Genomic DNA, 22,154 nt, shown 5'->3' with positions numbered 1-22,154 from the left:
GGGGTCAGAAGCGGGCGGGCTCGCGGTAGATGCCCCACTCGGCGCGCAGGGCGTCGCAGATCTCGCCGAGGGTGGCCTCCGCGCGGACGGCGTCGAGCATGGCCGGGATCATGTTCCCGTCGGTCCGGCCGACGGCGACCATCCGCTCGATCGCGGCCTTGACGGCCGTCTCGTCCCGGTTGGCCTTCCGCTCGGCCAGCACCCGGCGCTGCTCCAGCTCCACCTCGTGCGAGATGCGCAGGATCTCCAGGTCCTTGGCGACCGTGCCGGTGTGGCAGTTGACCCCGACGATCTTCTTCTCGCCCTTCTCCAGCGCCTGCTGGTAGACGAAGGCGGACTCCGCGATGTGGCCGGTGAACCAGCCGTCCTCGATGCCGCGCAGGATGCCGGAGGTCATCGGGCCGATCTGGTGCGGACCCTCCCCGCCGAGCTGCCGGATCCGGGCGAAGATCTCCTCGGCCTCGGCCTCGATCTTGTCGGTGAGCGCCTCCACGTACCACGACCCGCCGAGCGGGTCGGCCACGTTGGTCACCCCGGTCTCCTCCATCAGCACCTGCTGGGTACGCAGGGCGATCTCGGCGGACTCGTCGGTGGGCAGGGCCAGGGTCTCGTCCAGGGCGTTGGTGTGCAGCGAGTTGGTCCCGCCGAGCACCGCGGCGAGCGCCTCCACGGCGGTACGCACCACGTTGTTGACCGGCTGCTGGGCGGTCAGCGACACCCCGGCCGTCTGCGTGTGGAACCGCAGCCAGAGCGCCTTCTCGCTGGTCGCCCCGTAGACCTCGCGCAGCCAGCGGGCCCAGATCCGCCGGGCGGCCCGGAACTTGGCGATCTCCTCGAAGAAGTCGACGTGCGAGTCGAAGAAGAAGCTCAGGCCGGGGGCGAAGACGTTGACGTCCAGCCCGCGCGAGAGCCCCAGCTCGACGTAGCCGAACCCGTCGGCCAGCGTGTACGCCAGCTCCTGCGCGGCCGTCGCGCCGGCCTCGCGGATGTGGTAGCCGGAGACCGAGAGAGGCTTGTAGCGCGGGATCTCCCGGGCGCAGTACTCCATCAGGTCGCCGATCAGGCGCAGGTGCGGCTCGGGGTCGAAGAGCCACTCCTTCTGCGCGATGTACTCCTTGAAGATGTCGGTCTGCAGCGTGCCGTCCAGCCGGGACAGGTCGGCGCCCTGCCGCTCGGCGGCCACCAGGTACATGCAGAACACGGGCACGGCCGGCCCGGAGATGGTCATCGAGGTGGTCACGGCGGCCAGGTCGATGCCGTCGAAGAGCGTCTCCATGTCGGCGGCGCTGTCCACGGCGACGCCGCAGTGGCCCACCTCGCCGAGCGACTGCGGGTCGTCGGAGTCCCGGCCCATGAGCGTGGGCATGTCGAAGGCGACCGAGAGGCCGCCGCCGCCCGCGCCCAGGATCATCTTGTAGCGCTCGTTGGTCTGCCGGGCGTTGCCGAAGCCGGCGAACTGCCGGATGGTCCAGGTCCGCCCGCGGTAGCCGGTCGGGTAGAGGCCCCGGGTGTACGGGTACTCGCCCGGCCAGCCGATCCGCTCGAAGCCCGGGTAGGCGACACCCTCGGGCGGCCCGTAGACCGGGTCGACGGGCATCCCGGAGAGCGTGGTGAAGTCGGCGTCCCGCTTGCGCGCGGCGTCGTAGCGGGCCTGCCAGCGTGCCCGTCCGGCTGCGATCTCGTCGGCGTTCATCCGCAGGGCTCCTCCTCGAGTCCTCGACTGCACGTCGAGTGTAGAGCCCAGCCTGAACGATCGCTAAGGAAACTCGTACCGGACGGTAACCTGAGCTGCCGCGACGGTCAGGTGGTCGGCGCGGCGGGCCCGCCCATGGCCACGTCGTCGACCCGGATGTTGATCTCGTCGACCCGCAGCCCGTACGCCTCGACCGCCTCGGTCACCTTCGCCCGGACGGCGTCGGTCACCTGCGGCACCGGCCGGCCCGCCTCGATCACGATGACCAGGTTGACCACCGCCGCGCCGTTCGTGACGTGGGCCGAGCAGCCCCGCCGGGCGTCGCCGACCTGGTCGAGCCCGACCTTGTCGAGCACCGCGTTGAAGAAGCGGGCCACGTCGCCGCCCAGCTCGGCCACCCCGGGCACGGACCGGGTGGCGGCCACGACGATCTTCTCCACCACCTCGTCGGAGACGAGCGTGCTCCCGCCCGCCACCGCGTCCGGCGTCACCGACAGCTCCCGCGTCGCCTCGTCGCCCATGGTCTCCCCCACTCGGCCGCACACCGCCCCACGGGACCGTGGAGCGGTGCGAGCGTACTAGTTCGGCGGGGCGCGGGGTGGCCGCCTCAGGAGCGGAGCTGGGCGAGCAGTTCGTCGGCCGCCGCGTACGGGTCGAGGGCGCCCTCGGCCACCTTCGCGGCGAGCGCCGGCAACTCCGTGCCGTCGCGCAGCGAGCCGATCCGGTCGCGGAGCACGCCCAGCGCGATCGCCTCGATCTCGGCGGCGGCCCGCGCCTCCTGGCGGCGGCGCAGCTCGCCGTGCTCGACCAGCCAGCCCCGGTGCTTGTCGATGGCGGCGGCGATGTCGTCGATCCCCTCGCCCCGCGCGGCGATCGCGCGCACCACCTGCGGCCGCCACTGCCCCGGCCCGCGCTCCCCCAGGGCGATCATGCCCTGGATGTCGCGCACCGTGGCGTCGGCGCCGTCCCGGTCGGCCTTGTTGACCACGAAGACGTCGGCGATCTCCAGGATGCCGGCCTTGACCGCCTGGATCGCGTCACCCATGCCCGGGGCGAGCAGCACCAGCGTGGTGTCGGCCAGCGAGGCGACCTCCACCTCCGCCTGGCCGACACCGACCGTCTCCACCAGCACCACGTCGCAGCCGGCGCCCTCCAGCACCCGCACCGCCTGCGGGGTGGCCGCCGACAACCCGCCGAGGTGGCCCCGGCTGGACATCGAGCGGATGTAGACGCCCGGGTCGGTGGCGTGGTCCTGCATGCGGACCCGGTCGCCGAGGATCGCCCCGCCGGTGAACGGGCTGGACGGGTCGATGGCCAGCACGCCGACCCGGTGCCCCCGGGCGCGCAGCGCCCGGACCAGCTCGTTCGTGGTGGTGGACTTGCCGACGCCGGGCGAGCCGGTCAGGCCGACCACCTGCGCCTGCCCGGCGTACGGCGCGAGCGCCGCCGCGATCCGCGGCAGCGTCTCGTCGCCCGACTCGACCAGGGTGATCAGCCGGGCCACCGCGCGGGGGTCCCCCGCGCGCGCCCGCTCGACCAGCATCGGCACGTCCCGGCTGCGGCGCACCGGGGGTGTGCCCGCCGGGACGTTGTCGACGATCTCGCTCACTGTGCTGCCTCTGTTCGCGACTGCGGGGCTCGCAAGACCGGCTCACTCCTCCCGCTCACTGTGCTGCCTCTGTTCGCGACTGCGGGGCTCGCAAGACCGGCTCACCCCCCCCCCGCTCACTGTGCTGCCTTCGTTTCGGCGACCGGACCGGTCAGCGCGCCGCGCTCACCGACCGCCCTCGTTGCTGCCCGGGACGTGGATGATCAGGGCGTCGCCCTGGCCACCGCCGCCGCACAGCGCCGCCGCGCCGGTGCCGCCGCCGCGGCGCTTGAGCTCCAGCGCGAGGGTGAGCACCAGCCGGGCGCCGGACATGCCGATCGGGTGGCCCAGCGCGATCGCGCCGCCGTTGACGTTGACCTTGTCCGGGCTGACCCCGAGGTCACGGGTGGACTGGATGCCGACCTGGGCGAACGCCTCGTTGATCTCGATCAGGTCCAGGTCCTCGACGCTCAGCCCGCCCTTCTTGAGCGCGTGCTGGATGGCGTTGGACGGCTGCGAGTGCAGGGAGTTGTCCGGCCCCGCCACGTTGCCGTGCGCGCCGATCTCGGCCAGCCAGGTCAGGCCCAGCTCCTTGGCCTTGGCCTTGCTCATCACGACCACCGCGGCGGCGCCGTCGGAGATCGGCGAGGAGCTGCCGGCGGTGATGGTGCCGTCCTTGGTGAACGCCGGGCGCAGCTTCGCCAGCGACTCGGCGGTGGTGTCCGGGCGGATCCCCTCGTCCTCGCTGATCACCAGCGGGTCGCCCTTGCGCTGCGGGATGACCACCGGGGTGATCTCGTCGGCGAAGTGGCCGTTCTTCTGCGCGGCGGCGGCCCGCTGGTGGCTGGCCGCGGCGAATGCGTCCTGCTCCTCGCGGCTGATGCCGTGCTTCGCGCCGAGCCGCTCGGTCGACTCGCCCATCGAGCAGCAGTCCCAGGCGTCGGTGAGCCCGTCCAGCGCCATGTGGTCCTTGACCACCACGTCGCCGTACTTGTAACCGCCGCGCTGGCCGAGCAGCAGGTGCGGGGCGTTGGTCATCGACTCCATGCCGCCGGCGACCACGATGTCGAACTCGCCGGCCCGGATGAGCTGGTCGGCCAGGGCGATCGCGTCCAGGCCGGAGAGGCAGACCTTGTTGATGGTCAGGGCCGGCACGGACATCGGGATGCCCGCCTCGACCGCCGCCTGGCGGGCCGGGATCTGCCCGGCGCCGGCCTGGAGCACCTGACCCATGATCACGTACTGGACCTGCTCGGGGGCGACGCCGGCGCGCTCCAGCGCCGCCTTGATCGCCACGCCGCCGAGCTTGGTCGCGGAGAGGTCCTTGAGGTTGCCCAGCAGGCGCCCCATGGGGGTCCGCGCGCCGCTGACGATCACCGAAGCCATTACCTGCCTCCGAGGGGGTGCCGACCTGTACGCCTTAACGATTGTTCGGTCAGACTAGCGCCATGGCTGAGAACTCCCCCGTCGAGACCGCTGCCGACTTTGTCACAGACATCGGCCTGCGCCGCATCGACCACGTCGGGGTCGCGGTGCCCGACCTGGACGCCGCGATCGACTTCTACCAGCGCACCTTCGGGATGCGCTGCGTGCACACCGAGGTCAACACCGAGCAGGGCGTCCGCGAGGCGATGCTGGCGGTCGGCCCGACCACCGAGGGCGGCTGCGTGCAGCTGCTGGCCCCGCTGACGCCCGAGTCGACCATCGCGAAGTTCCTCGACCGCAAGGGGCCGGGCGTGCAGCAGGTCGCGTACGAGGTGGCCGACATCGACGCCGCCTGCGCGACGCTGCGCGAGCGGGGGGTGAAGCTGCTCTACGACACCCCGAAGCGCGGCACGTCGAACTCGCGGGTCAACTTCGTCCACCCCAAGGACGCCGGCGGGGTGCTGGTCGAGCTGGTCGAGCCCGCCGCGCACTGACGCCACGACCGGCCCCCACCACGCGGGTGGGGGCCGGTGCGCCACCGGGCTCCGAGCGCGACACTGCGCGGTACGACCGCCGCCCGGACACCTCCACGCATCGGCCAATGCAGTTTTTCACAGAGGACTTCCGGCCCTAGCTACCGTTCAGTAACGTCCCGCCCCACAGGAGCGCGACCGGTCGCCGGATGTGTCGGATGCCGACATGGCGGGGCGGTCGCACTCGCGCCGACGATGGCAGCACCCAGGCCCGCGTGCGCGGGTGCGGACGAACGGGAGGTCGACGTGCAGGACATCCTCGAAGCGATCATGGCGGCGGAGGGATCCGACCAACCGGAACGGGAGCTCGCCGGCATCGCCGGCCTGCCGGTGCCGGAGTCGTACCGCGGCGTGGTGGTGCGGGCGGACGAAACCCGGATGTTCGACGGGATGGCCACCCGGGACAAGGACCCGCGTAAGGCGTTGCACGTGCAGGAGGTGCCGACGCCCGAGCTCGGGCCGGGCGAGGCCCTGGTCGCGGTGATGGCCAGCGCGATCAACTACAACACGGTCTGGACCAGCATCTTCGAGCCGCTGCCGACCTTCAAGTTCCTCCAGCGCTACGGCCGGCTGTCCGAGCTGACCCGCCGGCACGATCTGCCGTACCACGTGGTGGGCTCGGACGCCGCCGGCGTGGTGCTGCGCACCGGCCCCGGGGTGACCCGGTGGAAGGCGGGCGACGAGGTGGTCGCGCACTGCCTTTCGGTGGAGCTGGAGGACGCGGCCGGGCACGACGACACCATGCTCGACCCGCAGCAGCGGATCTGGGGCTTCGAGACCAACTTCGGCGGCCTCGCCGAGCTGTGCGTGGTCAAGGCCAACCAGCTGATGCCCAAGCCGCGCCACCTGAGCTGGGAGGAGGCGGCCAGCCCCGGCCTGGTCAACTCCACCGCGTACCGGCAGCTCGTGTCGCACCACGGGGCGAACATGAAGCAGGGCGACGTGGTGCTGATCTGGGGCGCCTCCGGCGGCCTGGGGGGCTACGCCACCCAGATGGCCCTCAACGGCGGCGCGATCCCGGTCTGCGTGGTCTCCTCGCCCGAGAAGGCGGAGCTGTGCCGGAAGATGGGCGCCGAGCTGGTCATCGACCGCACCGCCGAGGGCTTCCGCTTCTGGAAGGACGAGCAGACCCAGGACCAGGACGAGTGGCGCCGCTTCGGCGAGCGCATCCGCGAGCTGACCGGCGGCGAGGACCCGGACATCGTCTTCGAGCACCCCGGCCGGGAGACCTTCGGCGCCAGCGTCTACGTGGCCAAGAAGGGCGGCACCATCGTCACCTGCGCCTCCACCAGCGGCTTCCTGCACCAGTACGACAACCGCTACCTCTGGATGCACCTGAAGCGGATCGTCGGCAGCCACTTCGCCAACTACCGCGAGGCATGGGAGGCCAACCGGCTGGTGGCGCTGGGCAAGATCCACCCCACCGTGTCGAGGACCTATGCGCTGGAGCAGACCGGCCAGGCCGCGTACGAGGTGCACCGCAACGCCCACCAGGGCAAGGTCGGCGTGCGCTGCCTCGCCCCCGCCGACGGGCTGGGCGTGCGCGACCGCGAGCTGCGCTCCCGACACGAGGACGCGATCAACCGCTTCCGCGGCCACTGACCCGACGGGGCGACCCGCCGTCGGCATTGCGGCGAACGGCGATCGCCTTTTCCCCACCGATGCGGCGGCGCTCATTCGAGTGACCCGGACCATGGCGCGACAAAGGGCCGCGGGGACGCTCCCGCGGCCCTTTCCGTAGTCACTCTCCGTGCCGTCCGACCCGCCCTGGACCTGCCAAGATCGCCGATTGGTCCGGGCTTCCGACGCGCCGGCAGTTGACCATGTAAAGAGGACACGAAAGCTCGGGACCGCTCTTGCGAAGCACCCTGGGGAGTCTGCGAGTATGTCCCAATGCCCCAGCAGTCCTCCCCTCTTGCGTTCTTCGATAACGCGAACTCACAGCCCGATTTCACCGTCGGCCTGCGCGGCTACAACACCCACCAGGTCGATGACTTCATCGGCCGGATGACGGCCGCGCTGACCCAGTCCGAGCAGGCCCGCGCCGAGGCCGAGCAGCGCATGAACGACGCCCAGCGCCGGCTCCGTCAGGCCGAACAGCGCATGGGCGCGCTGGAGCAGAAGCTCGCCGACACCAACAAGCAGCTCGAGGAGAACAGCCGGCCCACCCTCTCCGGCCTCGGCACCCGCGTCGAGCAGATCCTCCGGCTGGCCGAGGAGCAGGCCAACGACCACCGCAACGAGGCCAAGCGCGAGTCGGAGGGCATCCTCTCCGCCGCGCGCCTCGAGGCCCGCGAGATCACCGACAAGGCGCGGGCCGAGGCGGCGGCGATGAAGGCCAGCGCCGAGCGGGAGGCGGGCAGCGTCCGCACCGCCGCCGAGCGGGAGGCCGCCGAGGTCCGCGTCCAGGCCCGGCGCGAGGCCGACACGCTGCGCGCCGACGCCGAGCGGGAGACGAAGCAGCTGCGCACGGTCACGGCGCACGAGGTCGCCGAGCTGAAGTCCACCGTCGAGCGCGAGGTCGCCACCCTCCGGGCGACCGCCGAGCGGGAGATCACCCAGCAGCGGGCGAAGGCCGCCCGGGAGGCCGAGGAGAAGCGCGCCGAGGCGACCAAGCTGCTCACGGACGCGCGGGACAAGCGCGACAAGGACCTCCAGGCCCTGGAGCTCCAGCTCGCCGAGCGCCGGGAGAAGGCCGAGCGCGAGGAGTCGGAGCGGCACGCGGCCCAGGTCGCGCAGACCCAGAAGCTGGTCAGCGAGGCCGAGCAGCGGGCCCACGCCGCCCAGGAGCGGGCCAAGGAGATCGAGCAGCGCGCCGAGGCCCGCCGGGTCGAGTCGGAGCGCACCGCCAACGAGACGGTCGACAAGGCCAAGGCGCTGGCCGACAAGACGCTGAGCGAGGCGAAGGCCGAGGCGAAGCGGCTGCTCACCGAGGCGCGCACGGAGGCCGAGCTGACCACCCAGGCGGCGCGTCGCGAGGTCGAGGACCTCACCCGGCAGAAGGACGCCGTCACCTCGCAGCTCGGCCAGATGCTCTCCGGCCTCGCCGGGATCGTGCCGGGCGTGCCGGCGGCGCCGCCGGCCGCGCCCGCCGCGCCCGCCAAGCCGGAGGCGAAGAAGGCCGACGGCGCGGACGAGCGGGTGGCCGCCGAGACGTCCAACTGACCGACCCGACCGGGGCATGACCGACGGCGCGGGGTGACACCGGGTGACCGGTGCGCCCCGCGCCGTATGCGTTTCCCGGTCAGGGAATTGCCCGGGCGTGACGGCAGTGAAGTAGGTCCCATCCACGGCGTCCGTATCGCCCCAGCAGGCCCGGATGCGTGTGAGGATGGGGGCATGTCGCACGGCGAGGAACTGTTCGCTCTCGGCGGGGACGTGACCACGGAGCCCAGCTTCGAGTCCGCTCTGCGGGGGTACGAGAAACGACAGGTCGACCGGTACGTCGCTCGTGCGGAGCACGAGATCGCGGCCCTCGCGGCCGAACGGGAACAGGCCTACACACAAATCCACAAGCTGGCCGGCCAGGTCGAGGTACTCCAGCGCGACCTCGCCCAGGCACGCAAGTCGTCCGGCGCCCTGGAGAACGTCTCCTTCCGGCACCTCGGCCCGCGGGTGGAGCAGATCCTCACCCTCGCCGAGGAGCAGGCCGACGCGATCCTGGCCGCCGCCAACGAGGAGATCGAGGCGCGCCGGGCCGCCGCCGAGCACATCGTCGAGGAGGCCCGCGAGCAGGCCGCCACCGCGCTCAAGGACTTCGAGATCGCACTGGCCGCCCGCCGGGCGGAGGAGGAGCGGCACAGCGCGGCCCGCAGGGCCGAGGCCGACGCCGCGGTCAGGACCGCCAAGGAGGAGGCCGCGCGGCTGCGCAAGGCCGCCCAGGAGGCCCTGGCGAAGGCCCAGCAGGAGGCCACCCAGCTGCGGGACGCGGCCAAGGAGATCCACCACCGGGCCCAACAGGAAGCGACCAGGCTCCGGGAGGCCGCCAAGGAGGCTCACGCCACGGCGCAGCAGGAGGCCACCCAGCTGCGCGAGGCGGCCAAGGAGGTGCACGCCAAGGCCCAGCAGGAGGCCAAGCGCCTGATCGACCAGGCCACCGAGGCGGGCCGGGCCACCCACGCCAAGGCGCAGCGGGACGCGAAGCAGATCATCGACGACGCCGCCGAGGCCGGCCGGGCCACCCGGAACAAGGCCCGCCAGGAGGCGGAGCGGCTCACCACCCAGGCCACCGAGGCGGCCAAGCGCAACCGCGCCGAGACCGAGGCGTACGTGCAGCGGATGCGCACGGAGACCGAGGCGTACGTGCAGCAGGCCCGGGCGCAGACGCAGCAGGAGCTGGGCGCCTGGCGGGCCGGGGTGGAGCAGGAGGTCAACAGCCGCCGCGAGGCCGCGGAGCGCGAGCTGGCCCAGCGCCGGTCGGCCGCCGAACAGGAGTTCACCAAGCGCCGCGACGAGCTGGAGAAGCAGTACAAGACCCGCCTCGCCGAGCTGGAGACGCAGCACAAGAACCGGCACGACGAGCTGGAGTCCGGCTTCGAGGCGCGCCGCGCCACGCTGGAGTCGGAGTACACCAGCCGGAAGCAGGAGATCGAGCAGGGCGCCGCCGCCGTCCGACAGGCCGCCGAGCGCGACGCGCTGATGATGCGCCGGCAGGCCGAGGAGGAGGCCGCGGCGCTGCTCAGCCGGGCCGAGTCGGAGGCGGCCGAGAAGCGGCGCAGGGCCGACGAGCACGTGGCGACCTCCCGACGCCAGTTCGAGGAGTACGCGGCCACCACGCAACAGCACCTCGCCACCACCCAGCAGCACCTCGCCGCCACGCAGCAGGAGGCCGCCGCCGGCCGCCAGCAGCTCGCCCAGGTGATGCTGGAGATCGCCCAGGCCCAGCAGCAGCTCGCCGACCTGCGGCAGGAGACCTGGAAGTCGCGGCAGGAGTCCGACGAACTCCAGCGGCAGGTGGCCGAGCTCCGGCTGGGGCTGCTCGGTGCGGCCGACCGGCCGGGCGGGACCGACGGCGCCGCCGCGGCGGTGGCCGACGGCGGGCCGACGCCGACCGCGCCCGGCACGGCCACGGCGAACGGGGCGAAGGCGCCGACCGCCGGGGCGGACGGGGCCTCCGCGTCCCGCAGCGACGGGACGACCGCCGGGGCGGGCGCGGCGAAGAAGGAAACCGCACCGGCCGGGGCGGGCACGGCGAAGGAAACCACACCGGCCGGGGCGGGCACTGCGCCGGCGGGTGGCGCGAAGAAGGAGACCGCGCCGGCCGGGGCGGACGCGGCACCGGCGGGTGGCGCGAAGAGGGAAACCGTGCCCGCCGCGGACGGCAAGCCCGCCAAGGTGGAGCCGGCGGCGGCCGGGCAGCCCGCCAAGGGCCGGATCGAGCCGGCCGACGCGGGGCAGCCGGACGACGCCAGGGTCGCGACCGTGACCACCGTCGACGGCGGCACCGCCAGCGCCGGCGTGGACGGGGAGCCGACCGTGGCGGCGGTGCCGGGCGAGGGCGGCCGGGACGCCACCCCGACGAAGATCACCAGCACCGGCGAGAACGGCAAGCGGCCGGCGAAGCCGACCACCGACGAGCGCAGCGCCAAGCCGAGCAAGGTCGTCGTCGAGAAGGACTGACCGCGCCGGCCACCGGGCGGGAGGCGACTCCTGCCCGGCCGGCCTGCCGCCGGTCGCCCGGCCGACGCCGCCCACCCTGAAAAGGACGGGGTCGGTCGGCGCCTGAACGGCCACTACGCTCCTGATCGGAGCCTCCGAACACGGATCCCGTGTCCGGGCGCTTCAGCAGGTGCCGGCGGGAGTCGACCAGGGAGGTCCGGGATGGCACAGGACGGACCGACGGCGTCGGGCGCCGACCGGGAGCCCGGCCCCACCCCGGACCCGGCCGCCGGGCCGGGGCGGGAACCGGCCGGGATGGTGCCCGAGGCCGAGGCGTCGGCGGCGGGCAGCACCGCGCAGCCGGTCGTCGGCTCGGGTCGGTTCGGCACGCCGGGGCGACCGCTGCGGCGCAGCAGCTTCCTGGTCGGCTTCACCGGGGCGGCCGGGGTGCTGCTCGCGTACGCCCTCTTTCTGGGCCTGCGCAACGCGGCCGGAATCCTGATCCTGGTGGTCATCGCGCTCTTCCTCGCCGTGGGCCTGCACCCCGCCGTGGTCCGCCTGCGCTCCTGGGGGCTGCCGCACGGCGCGGCCGTGGCGGCGGTCGCGCTGACCGTCGTGCTGCTGCTCTGCGGTGGCCTGTTCGCCCTGGTGCCGCCGATCGTCACGCAGACCGGGCAGTTCATCGACCAGCTGCCGAGCTACCTGGAGGAGTTGCGCCGCAACCGGACGGTCAACGACCTGGTGGAGCGGTACGACCTGATGGAGCGGGTGCAGGACGCGGCGAACGCGGAGCGGGTCGGCCAGGCCCTGGGCGGGGTGCTCGGCGGGGCCCAGCTGGTCTTCGGCACGGTGTTCCGGGGGCTGACCGTGCTGGTGCTGACGATCTACTTCCTGGTCTACTTCGACCGGCTCCGCGACCTGGGCTACTCACTCGTGCCCCGGTCCCGCCGCGACCGGGTGCGGCTGATCGGCGACGAGATCCTGGCGAAGGTCGGCGCGTACATGGTGGGCGCGATCAGCATCGCCGTGCTGGCCGGCGCGACCACGTTCGTCTTCGCGCTGGTCGTCGGCCTGCCGTACCCGTTCGCGCTGGCCGTGGTGGTGGCGGTGACCGACCTGATCCCCCAGATCGGCGCCACCCTGGGCGCGGTGATCGTCAGCCTGGTCGCCTTCGCCACCGACCTGCGGATCGGCATCGCCTGCGCGGTGTTCTTCCTGGTCTACCAGCAGGTGGAGAACTACCTGATCTATCCCAAGATCATGCGCCGGTCGGTGGCGGTCAACGAGGTGGCGGCCCTGGTCGCGGCGCTGCTCGGCGCGTCCCTGCTGGGCGTGGTGGGCGCGCTGATCGCGATTCCGGCGGTGGCCGCGTTCCAGCTCATCCTGCGGGAGGTGATCCTGCCCCGGCAGGAGTCCCGTTGACCCCGCCGGCGTCGACCCCCCCGGTCAGCCGGCCTGACCGGCGGGCGGGCCGGGCACCGGACGGTCGGCGAAGGAGGCCACGGTGCGGTCGGCGTACGCGCTGACGTCCCCCGTCTCCACCGGGCCGTCCCAGGTCGTGGGCAGCGGCACGGCGGCGGCCGGGTTGACCCGGCGGACCACCTCGTCCAGCACGGTCTCGGCGTCGCCGACCCAGAGGTGCTTCGCGCCGGGCACCCCGACCACCTCGGCCTGCGGCACCGCCGCGAAGCGCTCCCGCGCCTCGTCGGGGCGCAGGTAGTCGTCGAACTCGGGCACCAGGGCGGTCAGCGGCTTGCCGGACGCGGCCCAGTGGTCGAGGTCCGCCGGGGCGGAGAAGCGCAACGGCGGGGAGAGCAGGATCGCCCCGGTGATCGCCGGGTCGCAGCCGTACTTCAGGGTCAGGTCGGTGCCGAACGACCAGCCGAGCAGCCAGATGTCCGGCAGCTCGTGGAACTCGGCGTACTCGATCGCGGCGGCGACGTCGAAGCGCTCGCCGACCGCGTTGTCGAAGGCGCCCTCGCTGGTGCCGCGCAGGCTGGTGGTCCCCCGGGTGTTGAAGCGGAGCACCGCCAGGTCGGCCAGGGCCGGCAGCCGCCACGCCGCCTTGCGGAAGACGTGGCTGTCCATCATCCCGCCGTGCGTCGGCAGCGGATGCAGGCAGACGAGGGTGGCCACCGGCTCCCGGTCCAGCGGCCGGGCCAGCTCGCCGACCAGCCGCAGGCCGTCCGCGGTGTGCAGCTCGATGTCCTCGCGGCGCCCGGGCAGGATGGTGGACGCGCGGATCGGTGTGCTCACCCCTCCAGTCTCACCCGTGCCGCCGGCAAGCGCCGGGCGGGGCGGAAACAGGGTGATCCAGATCGCTCAGCCGTAGCGGGGGGCGCCCCGGCCGCGCTGGACCGCCGGCCCGCGCCGGTCCCGGGCCCGCCAGCACCCGCTGTGCCAGTGCCGCCGGTCGGTCAGGTCGCCCCGGCCGTCCGCCGGCCACGCCACCAGGTGCGCCACCCCGGGCCGGATCTCCTGGTCACAGCCGGGACAGCGGTACGTCTTGGTGGACGCGCCACCGCCGACCCCGCGCACCTGCCACTCGCCGTCGCGCCACTGCTGCACCGAGGCGACGCCCTGGCGGACCCGGTCGGAGTCGAGGTGCGCCGTCTCATCGCGGCGGGGTCGGTTGCGACGGGGGCTCACGCTTGCCAAGCGTACGGGCCGTCGGCCGGACCGGCCCGCGTCGGGCGGCCCGGCCGACGACGCCGGTCACTCCCAGGTATCCGGGTCGGTCAGATCCTTCGCCACCTGTGTCCCGGCCAGCACGCTCGTCGCGTCGGCCGCCGTGAAGCCCGGGTGCCCCTCGGGCGGGTCCATGCCGGGCAACGGCGAACCGAACTCGGCGGTCAGGTGCGCTTTCGGGATGCCGAGCAGTTCCAGCTTCGTACCGTCCGGGTAGAGGTAGGCGGGACGGCCACCCACCGCGTGGTTGCTCTCGGTCGTGCTTTCCCCGATCTGCGCCCCGTACAGCAGCCGCACCCACATGACCGCCGACGGCTCCCGCTGGAGGGTGAAGCTGACACTGAGACCGCCCGGGTAGGCGGTGACGTCGACGGAGCAGGCGCTCATCGTCGTACCCGCAGGCAGGGCGCTCAGCCGCAGCGGCCCCCCGCACCGTCGTGCCTCGTCCCAGCGGATGGCATCCACGGCCTCGGCAAGGGCGCTCTGGTCGCCGCCGAGCGTGCTCGCCCGGGCGTACAGGCCGGGAACGGGCTGCCACGCCTTGACCAGCCCGCCGGCCTTACCCCCGAACTGCCGGACGGCGCCGTCGAAGGTCAGCCGGACCACGGCCTGCTGGATGGGAACGCCGTCGATCCGGAGCTCCTTGATCGCCTGCGCGGAGCGGCTCACCTCGACCCGGACCGGCCGTCCGCCCCCCACGCTGAACTGGATCGACTCGACCTGGCTCGAGCGGTGGACGGCCCAGCCCAGGTAGCGAGCCTGGCTGGGGTCCACGCCGAGGTGGAGCACCCCCGGGTCGGTGCCCACCAGGTCGGGTCGCTGGGCGACGCCCGGCACCCCGTCGGCCCTCGGCGGCACCGGGGCGGCGACGCCGGGCGTGGCGGCCGTCCACGGCAGCCGGCCGGGCAGACCGCCGAGGTCGGTGCCGGCCACCCCGACGAAGCCGAGCACCCCGACCAGGGCCAGCGCCGTGCCGGTGGCGGCCCGGCGACGCAGCTGGCGGCGGCGGCCCCGGGCCCGCGAGGCCAACAGCAGCCGGTGCGTGTCGGTCTCCCCCTCGGCGCGCTCCCGCAGCACCGCGGCGATCCGCTCGTCCAGGTCGGTCAAGGCCGGCTCCCGTTGCTCGTCGGGAGGCCACAGCGCTCCCGCAGGTGGGTGAGCGCCCGCATCGCATGGGTGCGGACGGTGACCTGCGAGCAGCCGAGGATCTGGGCGATCGTGGCGTCGTCCAGATCCTCGTAGTAGCGCAGCACCAACACGGCACGCTGACGGTCGGGCAGCATCTGGATCAGCCGCCACATCTCGTCGCGGTCGGCCGCCTCGCCACCGAGGTCGCCGCGGTGGGCCCGCTCGGCGAAGGTGTCCACGGCCAGCTCCCGGCTGGATCGGCGACGCCACCAGGAGGCGTTGGCGTTGACCAGCATCCGGCGCACGTACACGTCGGGCCGGTCGGCTCGGGCGATCCTGCGCCAGTGCACGTACGCCCGGGCCAGCACGTCCTGCGTGAGGTCCTCGGCGCGGTGCGCGTCCCCGGTCAGCAGCCGGGCCAGCCGGATCAGGGCCGGCCCGCGGCTGGTGACGTACTCCTCGAAGGTCACACCCTCAGGACGCCGTCACCGGCGCCCGCTGTTGACCGGGGTCAGCGCCGGGTGTGGTCGCGGAACCCGCGGCCGCTCTTGCGGCCCAGGTAGCCGGCCGTGACGAGGTGCTCCAGCAGCGGCGCGGGCGCGAAGCCCGGCTCCCGCAGCTCCAGGTAGAGCTCCCGCTGGATGGCCAGCGAGACGTCCAGCCCGACCACGTCGAGCAGCTCGAACGGGCCCATCGGGTAGCCGCAGCCCAGCTTCATCGCGTGGTCGATGTCGTCGGCGGTGGAGTAGCTCGCCTCCAGCATCTTCACCGCGTCGTTGAGGTACGGGAAGAGCAGCGCGTTGACGATGAAACCGGACCGGTCGCCGCAGACCACGCCCGTCTTGCCCAGCGCGGCGCAGACCGCGCGGGCGGTGGCGGTGGTCTCGGCCGAGGTGCGGATGGTCTGCACGATCTCGACCAACGGCATGATCGGGGCCGGGTTGAAGAAGTGCAGCCCGACCACGTCGGCGGGCCGCTGGGTGGCCATCGCGACGTCGATCACCGGCAGCGACGAGGTGGTGGTGGCGAGCACGACGCCCGGCTTGCAGATCTCGTCGAGGCTGGCGAAGAGGGCCTTCTTGACGCTCAGCTCCTCGACGACGGCCTCGACCACGAGGTCGACGTCCGCGAGGTGCTCCAGGGTGGCCGACCAGTTGATCCGGCCGAGCGCGGCGTCCCGGTCGGCCTCGCTGACCTTGCCGCGCACGACGCCCTTGTTGAGCGAGGTCTTGACCGCCTCGAAGACCTTGGCGGACTTCTCCGCGCCCCGGGTCACCGAGACGACCTCGTATCCGGCCTTGGCGAAGACCTCGATGATGCCGGTGGCCATCGTCCCGGAGCCGACCACGCCGACCTTGGCGATGGCCCGGGCGCCGTCGGCGAGCGCCGACTCCGTCGCCGCCGGCGTCTGCTCGTCCGGTACGACGACCGGGGAGCCCGGACGCTCGTAGGTGTAGAAGCCCCGGCCGGACTTGCGGCCGAGCAGCCCCGCGGTGACCATCTGCTTGATCAGCGGCACCGGGGCGTGCCGGCGGTCGCGCCCGCCGCGCCGGTACATGGTGTCCAGGATCTCGTACGCGGTGTCCAGGCCGATCAGGTCCATCAGCGCCAGCGGGCCCATCGGCAGGCCGCAGCCGAGCTTCATGGCCGCGTCGATGTCCTCGCGGGTCGCGTAGTGCGACTCCAACATGCCGACGGCGTGGTTGAGGTAGCCGAAGAGCAGCGCGTTGGCGATGAAGCCGGCCCGGTCGCTGATGGTGACGTCGACCTTGCCCAGCCGCGCGCAGAGCGCCTCGACGTCGGCGACCACGTCGGCGGAGGTGACCACCGTCCGGACCACCTCGACCAGCTTCATGACCGGTGCCGGGTTGAAGAAGTGGATGCCGATCACCTGGTTGGGCCGGCTGGTCGCGACGGAGATCTCGGTGACGCTCAGCGACGAGGTGTTGGTGGCGAGGATCGCCTCGGGCTTGCAGACCCGGTCCAGCTCGGCGAAGATCCGCTGCTTCAGGTCCAGGTGCTCGGGCACCGCCTCGATGACGAGGTCCACCGAGTGCAGCGCGTCCAGGCCGACCTGCCAGTCGATCCGGGCCAGCAGCGCGTCCCGGTCGGCCTCGGCGAGCTTGCCCTTGGCCACGGCCCGGTCCGTCGACCCGGTCAGGGTGGCCCGGCCGCGCTCCAGCGCGGCCGCGGAGATCTCGACCGCGACCACGTCGACGCCGTTGCGCGCGAAGACCTCGACGATGCCGGCACCCATGGTGCCCAGACCCACAACGCCCACGCTGGTGAACTCGCGCGCCACGACCGGCCTCCCCAATGCTCCGCACGGCCGCATGAACGGCCACTAAGGTTATGCGCGCGAGTCTGCCACGTGACGTTCGGTTGTCGAGACGCCGTGGGATATTTCACGGGCCACCCGCCGGGCCGCCCGCTCGTCAGGCGACCCCGGTCGTCGGACCGGCCCTGTTGTCGGGTCGCCCGGCCTCAGGCCGCCCCCTCGGTCAGCCGCAGCAGCTCCGCGACGAACTCGGCCGGCCGCTCCAGGTGCGGGCTGTGCCCGCAGCCGGTCAGCAGCACCTCCCGGTACGCGCCGCCGGCAGCCGCGTAGCGCTCCAGCACCGCCCGGGTCTGCCCCACCATCGGCTGCGCCGGGCACTCCTGGGTCCCCGGCCAGCCGGGCACCACGCCCAGCGAGCCCAGGTGGGCCAGGTCGAACAGCGAGGTGTCCGAGACGATCACGTCGGCGTCCCCGTGGATCCAGGTGATCGGCGGCTTGCCGGCCACGGCCACGAGTTCGTCGGCGACCCGGAAGTACGCCGGGGAGAGCGCGTTGAGCACGCCACGCCGACCCGGTGCGGTGCCGGGCCAGTTCGCCGAGTCCACCGCCGTGCCCGGGTAGTTGTCGTCGCCGGTCGCCGTGGTGAGAAGGGTGTCCAGCAGCAGCTCCTCGTCCTCGCCGAGCGAGGCCGGGTCCGCCACGTACGCCGCCCGCAGCACGTTGCGCGGGCTGGCCTGGCTGTCCGCGCCCCGGTCGCCGGCGGCCAGCCGCTTGACGAACTCCTGGTTGGCGGTGCCCGCGCCGGTGCCGGCGAAGTCGGGGGTGGTGGGCGTGCCGGTCAGATCGCGGGTGCCCCCGTAGCCGTACGGCGAGACCGGCGCGGCGAGCAGCAGCGCGGCCACCCGGTCGGGGTGGTCGACCAGCAGCCGCATGGCCACTCCCCCGCCGAGCGAGTGCCCGACCACCACCGGCCGGGCGGCGGGCGGGAACAGGGACGGCTCGTCGAGCAGCGCGGCGACGTCGTCGGCGAAGTCGGTCAGCCCCCGGGTCGCGTCCACCGGGGCGGTGTCGGTGTACCCGTAGCCGCGCAGGTCGGGGGCGACCACCCGGAGGGTGTCCGGCAGCCGCCGCACCAGCGGCTCCCAGAAGGCCGCTGACGAGCAGTTGCCGTGGATCAGCAGCACGGGCACGCCGTCCGGCGGCCCGGCCACCCGCACCGCCTGGGTGATTCCGTTCGCCGACACGAGCTGCTGTCCGGTCTCCATCCGCGGCATGCTGCCACGGCGGCCCGGCCGCGTCCATGGGTCCACCCGCCATGTTCCCTGGTCGGGAGGTGTGGCGGCGGGTCAGGACGGGGTGGACCCCACCGCGGCCACCGGCAGCGGCGGGTCGGCGGCCGGGAGCGCCGGCGCGGTCACCGACGGCGGCATCGGATCGCCACCCGCGAGGGCCGGGGTCGACAGCGGCGCCACCGCGTCGGCACCCGCGACGGCCGGGACCGCGACGGCGTCGCCGCCCGGCAGGGCCGGGGTCGCTACGAGGTCGCCGTCCGGGAGGGCCGGCATCGCGACGGGATCGCCGCCCGGGAGGGCCGGGGTCGCGATCGGCAACGGCAGCGTCGGGCGGTGGTCGCGGCGCGGCCGGCCGAAGGTGAGCCCCACCGGATCGGTCCGCGCCACGCCCGGGTCGAAGAGGCGCAGCTCGGTGCGCCCGACCCGGATGACGTCCCCGTCGGCCAACTGCTCCACGCCGCTGATCCGCCGGTCGTTGAGCCAGGTGCCGTTGGTCGAGCCCAGGTCCGCCAGGCAGGCGCCCTCGCCCGTCAACCAGACCTCGGCGTGCCGGCGGCTCAGGTGCGCGTCGCGCACGACGATGTCGGCCGTCGGCGCACGCCCGATCACCTGCCGCGCGGGGCCGACCCGGAAGCTCAGGCCCCGCATCGCCCCGCCGGCCACCGTCAACAACGGCATCAGTTCCGGATGTTCCTCCATGGACAGCCAGCCCTCCACCCCACGCGGTCACCCCGCGCGTCAGCCTGCCACCACACCGTAGTCGCCATCGACCGCCGGGTGGTCACCTCCGCGCCCCCGGCCGGACACCTCCGGTTCACCGGACCGGCGGCCACCGGCCGACGGAGAACGGGACCCCGCCCGGCACGCCGGGGCGTCTGCCGCTTCTCACGGAAAGGGGGCACCGCCGCGTTCAACGAGGCCGGGCGGCGGAGCGCGGTCCCTCCCGTACGGGCGGGGCCCGACCGGCAGGTCGGTGGCCTACCGGCGAGTAATCTTCGGGTCTAGACTTCCGCCATGACGGCTGTGCATCTCCCGGGAGCCCCGGTCATCGAGGACGGTCGGCTGGTCTCGACGAGCCCGGCGACCGGCGCCGAGGTCGGTCGCCTCCCGATCGCGACCGCGGAGGACGTCGAACGGGCGGTGGACCTGGCCCGGCCGGCCGGAGAGTGGTGGGCCGGCCTCGGCTTCACCGGTCGCAAGGAGCGGCTGCTGCGGTGGCGCGCCCTGCTCGCCCGGCGCATCGAGGAGCTCGCCGACCTGGTGCACGCCGAGGGGGGCAAGCCGGTCGCCGACGCCGTCGTCGAGATCGTCACCGCCGTCGAGCACGTCGACTGGGCGGCCCGCAACGCCCGCCGCGTGCTGGGCCCCCGCCGGGTCCGCTCGCGGCTCGTCCTGGCCGAGTTCTCCGCGCACCTCGAATACCAACCGCACGGCGTGGTCGGCGTGATCGGCCCGTGGAACTATCCGGTCTTCACCCCGATCGGCTCCGTCGCGTACGCGCTGGCGGCGGGGAACGCGGTCGTGTTCAAGCCGAGCGAGTACACCCCCGCCGTCGGGCAGTGGCTGGTCGACACGTTCGCCGAGGTGGTGCCGGAGCGGCCGGTGTTCACCGCGGTACACGGGCTCGGCGACGTCGGCGCGGCGCTCTGCCGTTCCGGGGTGGGCAAGGTCGCCTTCACCGGCTCGTCCGCCACCGCCCGGAAGGTGATGGCGGCCTGCGCCGAGTCGTTGACGCCGGTGCTGCTGGAGGCCGGCGGCAAGGACGCGATGATCGTCGACGCCGACGCCGACCTGGACGCCGCCGCCGAGGCGTGCGTCTGGGGCGCGCTGACCAACGCGGGCCAGACCTGCATCGGCATCGAACGGGTCTACGCGGTCGATCCGGTCTTCGACGCCTTCGTCGACAAGGTGGTGGAGCGGGCCGGCCGGTTGACCGTCGGCCCGGACGACGCCGACATCGGCCCGATCACCATGCCGAGCCAGCTCGACATCATCCGTCGGCACATCGACGACGCGCTGGCCCGGGGCGGCCGGGCGGTGCTCGGCGGCGCCGACGCGGTGCAGCCCCCGTACGTGCGACCGACCGTGCTGGTGGACGTCCCGGAGGACTCGCTCGCCGTACGCGAGGAGACCTTCGGCCCGACCCTGACCGTCAACCGGGTCCGCGACGCCGACGAGGCCGTCGCCCGGGCCAACGCCCTGTCGTACGGCCTGGGGGGTTCGGTCTTCGGCCGGCGGCGTGCGGTGGCGATCGCCCGACGGCTGCGCTCGGGGATGGCGTCGGTCAACTCGACGCTGACCTTCGCCGGGATGTCCACGCTGCCGTTCGGCGGCGTCGGCGAGTCCGGCTTCGGCCGCATCCACGGCGAGGACGGGCTGCGCGAGTTCAGCCGCGCCAAGGCGATCACCCGGCGGCGGGCCCGGTCGCTGCTCGCCTCCACGACCTTCGAGCGGACGCCGGCCGACGTCGCCCGGCTCGTGCGGGCCATCAAGACGATGTACGGCAGGTGACTGTCGGATAACCGATCGACCGGGCGGACGGCGTCAGAAGAGAGTGAGCTCGTCCCGCTCGATGCCGCGCAGCTTGTCGTAGTCCACGACCACGCAGCGGATGCCCCGGTCGGTGGCGAGCACGCGGGCCTGCGGCTTGATCTCCTGCGCGGCGAAGACGCCGGCGACGGGCGCGAGCAGCGGGTCGCGGTTCATCAGCTCCAGGTACCGGGTGAGCTGCTCCACGCCGTCGATCTCGCCACGCCGCTTCACCTCCACCGCCACCGCGCCCTGGTTGGCGTCCCGGCAGAGCAGGTCGACGGGGCCGATGGCCGTCATGTACTCCCGCCGGACCAGCGTGAACCCCTCGCCGAGCGTCTCCGGGTTGGCCGCCAGCAGTTCCTGGAGGTGCGCCTCCACGCCGTCCTTGCGCAGGCCCGGGTCGACGCCCAGCTCGTACGAGGTGTCCTGGAAGATCTCCTCCAGGGTGATCCGCAGCTCCTCGCCGGCCTTGTTCACGACCCGCCAGACGCCGGGGGCCTCCTCCAGCCGACAGGGCGGGCTCATCCAGTTCAGCGGCTTGTACGCCCGGTCGTCGGCGTGGATCGACACCGACCCGTCCGCCTTCACCATCAGCAACCGGGTGGCCGGCGGCAGGTGAGCCGACAGCCGTCCGACGTAGTCCACCGAGCACTTCGCAATCACCAACCGCACCCGACGAGGGTAGCCGAGACCCCGGCCGGCGCCAGCGAGCGGCACTGGCGTGCCGGTGCGATGCTGAGACGGTGCTCGAAGTTCTCACCGGTACCGGCCTCGCCGCCTCGGCGGGGTTGAACGCCTACATCCCCCTGCTCACCATGGGGCTGCTGGCCCGCTACACCGACCTGATCGACCTGCCCGCCGGTTGGCAGTGGCTCGGCAACGGCTGGGTGGTCGCCATCCTGGCGGTGCTGCTGGTGATCGAGGTGGTGGCCGACAAGGTGCCCGTGGTCGACCACGTCAACGATGTGGTGCAGACCGTCGTCCGGCCGACCGCCGGCGGCCTGGCCTTCGGCGCGGGAGCCTCGTCGGAGACGGTGACGGTGAGCGACCCGGGAAGCTTCTTCTCCTCGAACCAGTGGGTCCCGGTGGTGACCGGGGTGCTGATCGCCCTCGGCGTGCACCTGCTCAAGTCCGCCGCCCGGCCGGTCATCAACGCCACCACGGCCGGCGTCGGCGCCCCCGTTGCCAGCACCGCCGAGGACGCCACGAGCGTGGTCGTGTCGGTGGTGGCGATCCTCCTGCCGGTGCTGGTGCTGGCGTTCCTTGCCGGGCTGGTCCTGTTCCTCTTCTGGTTCCTGCGTCGCCGGTCCGACCGCCGCCGGGAACGTGCGGCGGCGCGGGCCGCCGGCTTCCGGGTCTGACCGCCGTACGCCGGCCGACGCGCCGTGGGGGGGGGGGG

The 22,154-nt window shown here is 73.4% G+C and carries 19 protein-coding genes; 7 read left to right on the top strand and 12 right to left on the bottom strand.

Going from position 1 to position 22,154, the window contains the following annotated elements:
• Positions 1–4: 4 nt before the first annotated feature.
• The 4 genes from ACSNOB_RS26485 to ACSNOB_RS26470 all read right to left on the bottom strand — a co-directional run bounded on the left by ACSNOB_RS26485 (position 5) and on the right by ACSNOB_RS26470 (position 4,667).
• On the bottom strand, positions 5–1,693 hold the full coding sequence (locus ACSNOB_RS26485; RefSeq protein ID WP_436689387.1) for an acyl-CoA mutase large subunit family protein: 1,689 nt from the start codon (positions 1,691–1,693) through the stop codon (positions 5–7).
• 107 nt (positions 1,694–1,800) lie between these two features.
• Positions 1,801–2,214 carry an Asp23/Gls24 family envelope stress response protein gene (locus tag ACSNOB_RS26480; protein ID WP_436689395.1) on the bottom strand — a complete coding sequence of 138 codons (414 nt, stop codon included), beginning with the start codon at positions 2,212–2,214 and terminating at the stop codon, positions 1,801–1,803.
• 86 nt (positions 2,215–2,300) lie between these two features.
• Positions 2,301–3,236, bottom strand: coding sequence for a methylmalonyl Co-A mutase-associated GTPase MeaB (gene meaB, locus ACSNOB_RS26475; protein WP_436689393.1), 936 nt, complete (start codon positions 3,234–3,236; stop codon positions 2,301–2,303).
• A gap of 231 nt (positions 3,237–3,467) precedes the next feature.
• Entirely contained in the window at positions 3,468–4,667 is a 1,200-nt protein-coding gene (locus tag ACSNOB_RS26470; protein ID WP_436689385.1) for an acetyl-CoA C-acetyltransferase, read from the bottom strand.
• A 62-nt stretch (positions 4,668–4,729) separates the two neighbouring features.
• On the opposite strand from ACSNOB_RS26470, the gene mce reads away from it, so the two are divergent.
• The 5 genes from mce (at position 4,730) to ACSNOB_RS26445 (ending at position 12,259) form a co-directional block, all read left to right on the top strand.
• Positions 4,730–5,200: a methylmalonyl-CoA epimerase gene (mce, locus tag ACSNOB_RS26465; RefSeq protein ID WP_393110328.1), complete on the top strand. Its 471-nt coding sequence runs from the start codon at positions 4,730–4,732 to the stop codon at positions 5,198–5,200.
• A 285-nt stretch (positions 5,201–5,485) separates the two neighbouring features.
• Complete coding sequence (ccrA, locus tag ACSNOB_RS26460) at positions 5,486–6,841, top strand: crotonyl-CoA carboxylase/reductase (RefSeq protein ID WP_436689391.1); 1,356 nt, start codon at positions 5,486–5,488, stop codon at positions 6,839–6,841.
• A gap of 291 nt (positions 6,842–7,132) precedes the next feature.
• Positions 7,133–8,404: a cell division protein DivIVA gene (locus ACSNOB_RS26455; protein ID WP_393110326.1), complete on the top strand. Its 1,272-nt coding sequence runs from the start codon at positions 7,133–7,135 to the stop codon at positions 8,402–8,404.
• 174 nt (positions 8,405–8,578) lie between these two features.
• On the top strand, positions 8,579–10,858 hold the full coding sequence (locus ACSNOB_RS26450; RefSeq protein ID WP_436689382.1) for a hypothetical protein: 2,280 nt from the start codon (positions 8,579–8,581) through the stop codon (positions 10,856–10,858).
• A gap of 294 nt (positions 10,859–11,152) precedes the next feature.
• The gene (locus ACSNOB_RS26445) at positions 11,153–12,259 is read left to right on the top strand and encodes an AI-2E family transporter (RefSeq protein WP_436689389.1); all 1,107 of its coding nucleotides are present in this window, start codon (positions 11,153–11,155) and stop codon (positions 12,257–12,259) included.
• Positions 12,260–12,283: 24 nt separating this feature from the next.
• Here the strand turns inward: ACSNOB_RS26445 and ACSNOB_RS26440 are convergent, their stop codons facing one another.
• The 7 genes from ACSNOB_RS26440 to ACSNOB_RS26410 form a co-directional block, all read right to left on the bottom strand.
• The gene (locus ACSNOB_RS26440; protein WP_436689380.1) at positions 12,284–13,093 is read right to left on the bottom strand and encodes an alpha/beta hydrolase; all 810 of its coding nucleotides are present in this window, start codon (positions 13,091–13,093) and stop codon (positions 12,284–12,286) included.
• Positions 13,094–13,159: 66 nt separating this feature from the next.
• Positions 13,160–13,486: a hypothetical protein gene (locus tag ACSNOB_RS26435; protein WP_436689378.1), complete on the bottom strand. Its 327-nt coding sequence runs from the start codon at positions 13,484–13,486 to the stop codon at positions 13,160–13,162.
• Positions 13,487–13,552: 66 nt separating this feature from the next.
• The gene (locus ACSNOB_RS26430; protein ID WP_436689376.1) at positions 13,553–14,632 is read right to left on the bottom strand and encodes a hypothetical protein; all 1,080 of its coding nucleotides are present in this window, start codon (positions 14,630–14,632) and stop codon (positions 13,553–13,555) included.
• Positions 14,629–15,123 carry a SigE family RNA polymerase sigma factor gene (locus ACSNOB_RS26425; protein WP_436689374.1) on the bottom strand — a complete coding sequence of 165 codons (495 nt, stop codon included), beginning with the start codon at positions 15,121–15,123 and terminating at the stop codon, positions 14,629–14,631. Before ACSNOB_RS26425 ends, ACSNOB_RS26430 begins: the two co-directional genes overlap by 4 nt.
• A gap of 41 nt (positions 15,124–15,164) precedes the next feature.
• Positions 15,165–16,955, bottom strand: a complete 1,791-nt coding sequence (locus tag ACSNOB_RS26420) for a 3-hydroxyacyl-CoA dehydrogenase family protein (protein WP_436689372.1) — start codon at positions 16,953–16,955, stop codon at positions 15,165–15,167.
• Between the two features lie 182 nt (positions 16,956–17,137).
• Positions 17,138–18,205, bottom strand: coding sequence for an alpha/beta fold hydrolase (locus ACSNOB_RS26415; RefSeq protein ID WP_436689370.1), 1,068 nt, complete (start codon positions 18,203–18,205; stop codon positions 17,138–17,140).
• A 72-nt stretch (positions 18,206–18,277) separates the two neighbouring features.
• Positions 18,278–18,922, bottom strand: coding sequence for an FHA domain-containing protein (locus ACSNOB_RS26410; protein WP_436689368.1), 645 nt, complete (start codon positions 18,920–18,922; stop codon positions 18,278–18,280).
• A gap of 315 nt (positions 18,923–19,237) precedes the next feature.
• Between ACSNOB_RS26410 and ACSNOB_RS26405 the strand changes: the two genes are divergently transcribed.
• Complete coding sequence (locus tag ACSNOB_RS26405; RefSeq protein ID WP_436689366.1) at positions 19,238–20,734, top strand: aldehyde dehydrogenase family protein; 1,497 nt, start codon at positions 19,238–19,240, stop codon at positions 20,732–20,734.
• 33 nt (positions 20,735–20,767) lie between these two features.
• Here ACSNOB_RS26405 and nucS read toward each other — a convergent pair whose 3' ends face one another.
• The gene (gene nucS, locus ACSNOB_RS26400; RefSeq protein WP_076472317.1) at positions 20,768–21,427 is read right to left on the bottom strand and encodes an endonuclease NucS; all 660 of its coding nucleotides are present in this window, start codon (positions 21,425–21,427) and stop codon (positions 20,768–20,770) included.
• Between the two features lie 71 nt (positions 21,428–21,498).
• Here nucS and ACSNOB_RS26395 point away from each other — a divergent pair, with 71 nt between their 5' ends.
• Positions 21,499–22,116, top strand: a complete 618-nt coding sequence (locus tag ACSNOB_RS26395) for a DUF4126 domain-containing protein (RefSeq protein ID WP_436689363.1) — start codon at positions 21,499–21,501, stop codon at positions 22,114–22,116.
• The last annotated feature ends 38 nt before the right edge of the window (positions 22,117–22,154 follow it).

Origin of the sequence: Micromonospora sp. URMC 106, from assembly GCF_051386395.1 — a bacterium.
GTDB lineage: Bacteria > Actinomycetota > Actinomycetes > Mycobacteriales > Micromonosporaceae > Micromonospora.
This window is presented reverse-complemented; position numbering and strand designations above follow the sequence as displayed.

Coding starts and splice junctions, on each gene's coding strand:
- ACSNOB_RS26485 (WP_436689387.1), bottom strand. CDS start 1,693: ATGAACGCCGACGAGATCGCAGCCGGACGGGCACGCTGGCAGGCCCGC.
- ACSNOB_RS26480 (WP_436689395.1), bottom strand. CDS start 2,214: ATGGGCGACGAGGCGACGCGGGAGCTGTCGGTGACGCCGGACGCGGTG.
- meaB (WP_436689393.1), bottom strand. CDS start 3,236: ATGCTGGTCGAGCGGGCGCGCGCGGGGGACCCCCGCGCGGTGGCCCGG.
- ACSNOB_RS26470 (WP_436689385.1), bottom strand. CDS start 4,667: ATGGCTTCGGTGATCGTCAGCGGCGCGCGGACCCCCATGGGGCGCCTG.
- mce (WP_393110328.1), top strand. CDS start 4,730: ATGGCTGAGAACTCCCCCGTCGAGACCGCTGCCGACTTTGTCACAGAC.
- ACSNOB_RS26455 (WP_393110326.1), top strand. CDS start 7,133: ATGCCCCAGCAGTCCTCCCCTCTTGCGTTCTTCGATAACGCGAACTCA.
- ACSNOB_RS26450 (WP_436689382.1), top strand. CDS start 8,579: ATGTCGCACGGCGAGGAACTGTTCGCTCTCGGCGGGGACGTGACCACG.
- ACSNOB_RS26445 (WP_436689389.1), top strand. CDS start 11,153: ATGGTGCCCGAGGCCGAGGCGTCGGCGGCGGGCAGCACCGCGCAGCCG.
- ACSNOB_RS26415 (WP_436689370.1), bottom strand. CDS start 18,205: ATGCCGCGGATGGAGACCGGACAGCAGCTCGTGTCGGCGAACGGAATC.
- ACSNOB_RS26410 (WP_436689368.1), bottom strand. CDS start 18,922: ATGGAGGAACATCCGGAACTGATGCCGTTGTTGACGGTGGCCGGCGGG.
- ACSNOB_RS26405 (WP_436689366.1), top strand. CDS start 19,238: ATGACGGCTGTGCATCTCCCGGGAGCCCCGGTCATCGAGGACGGTCGG.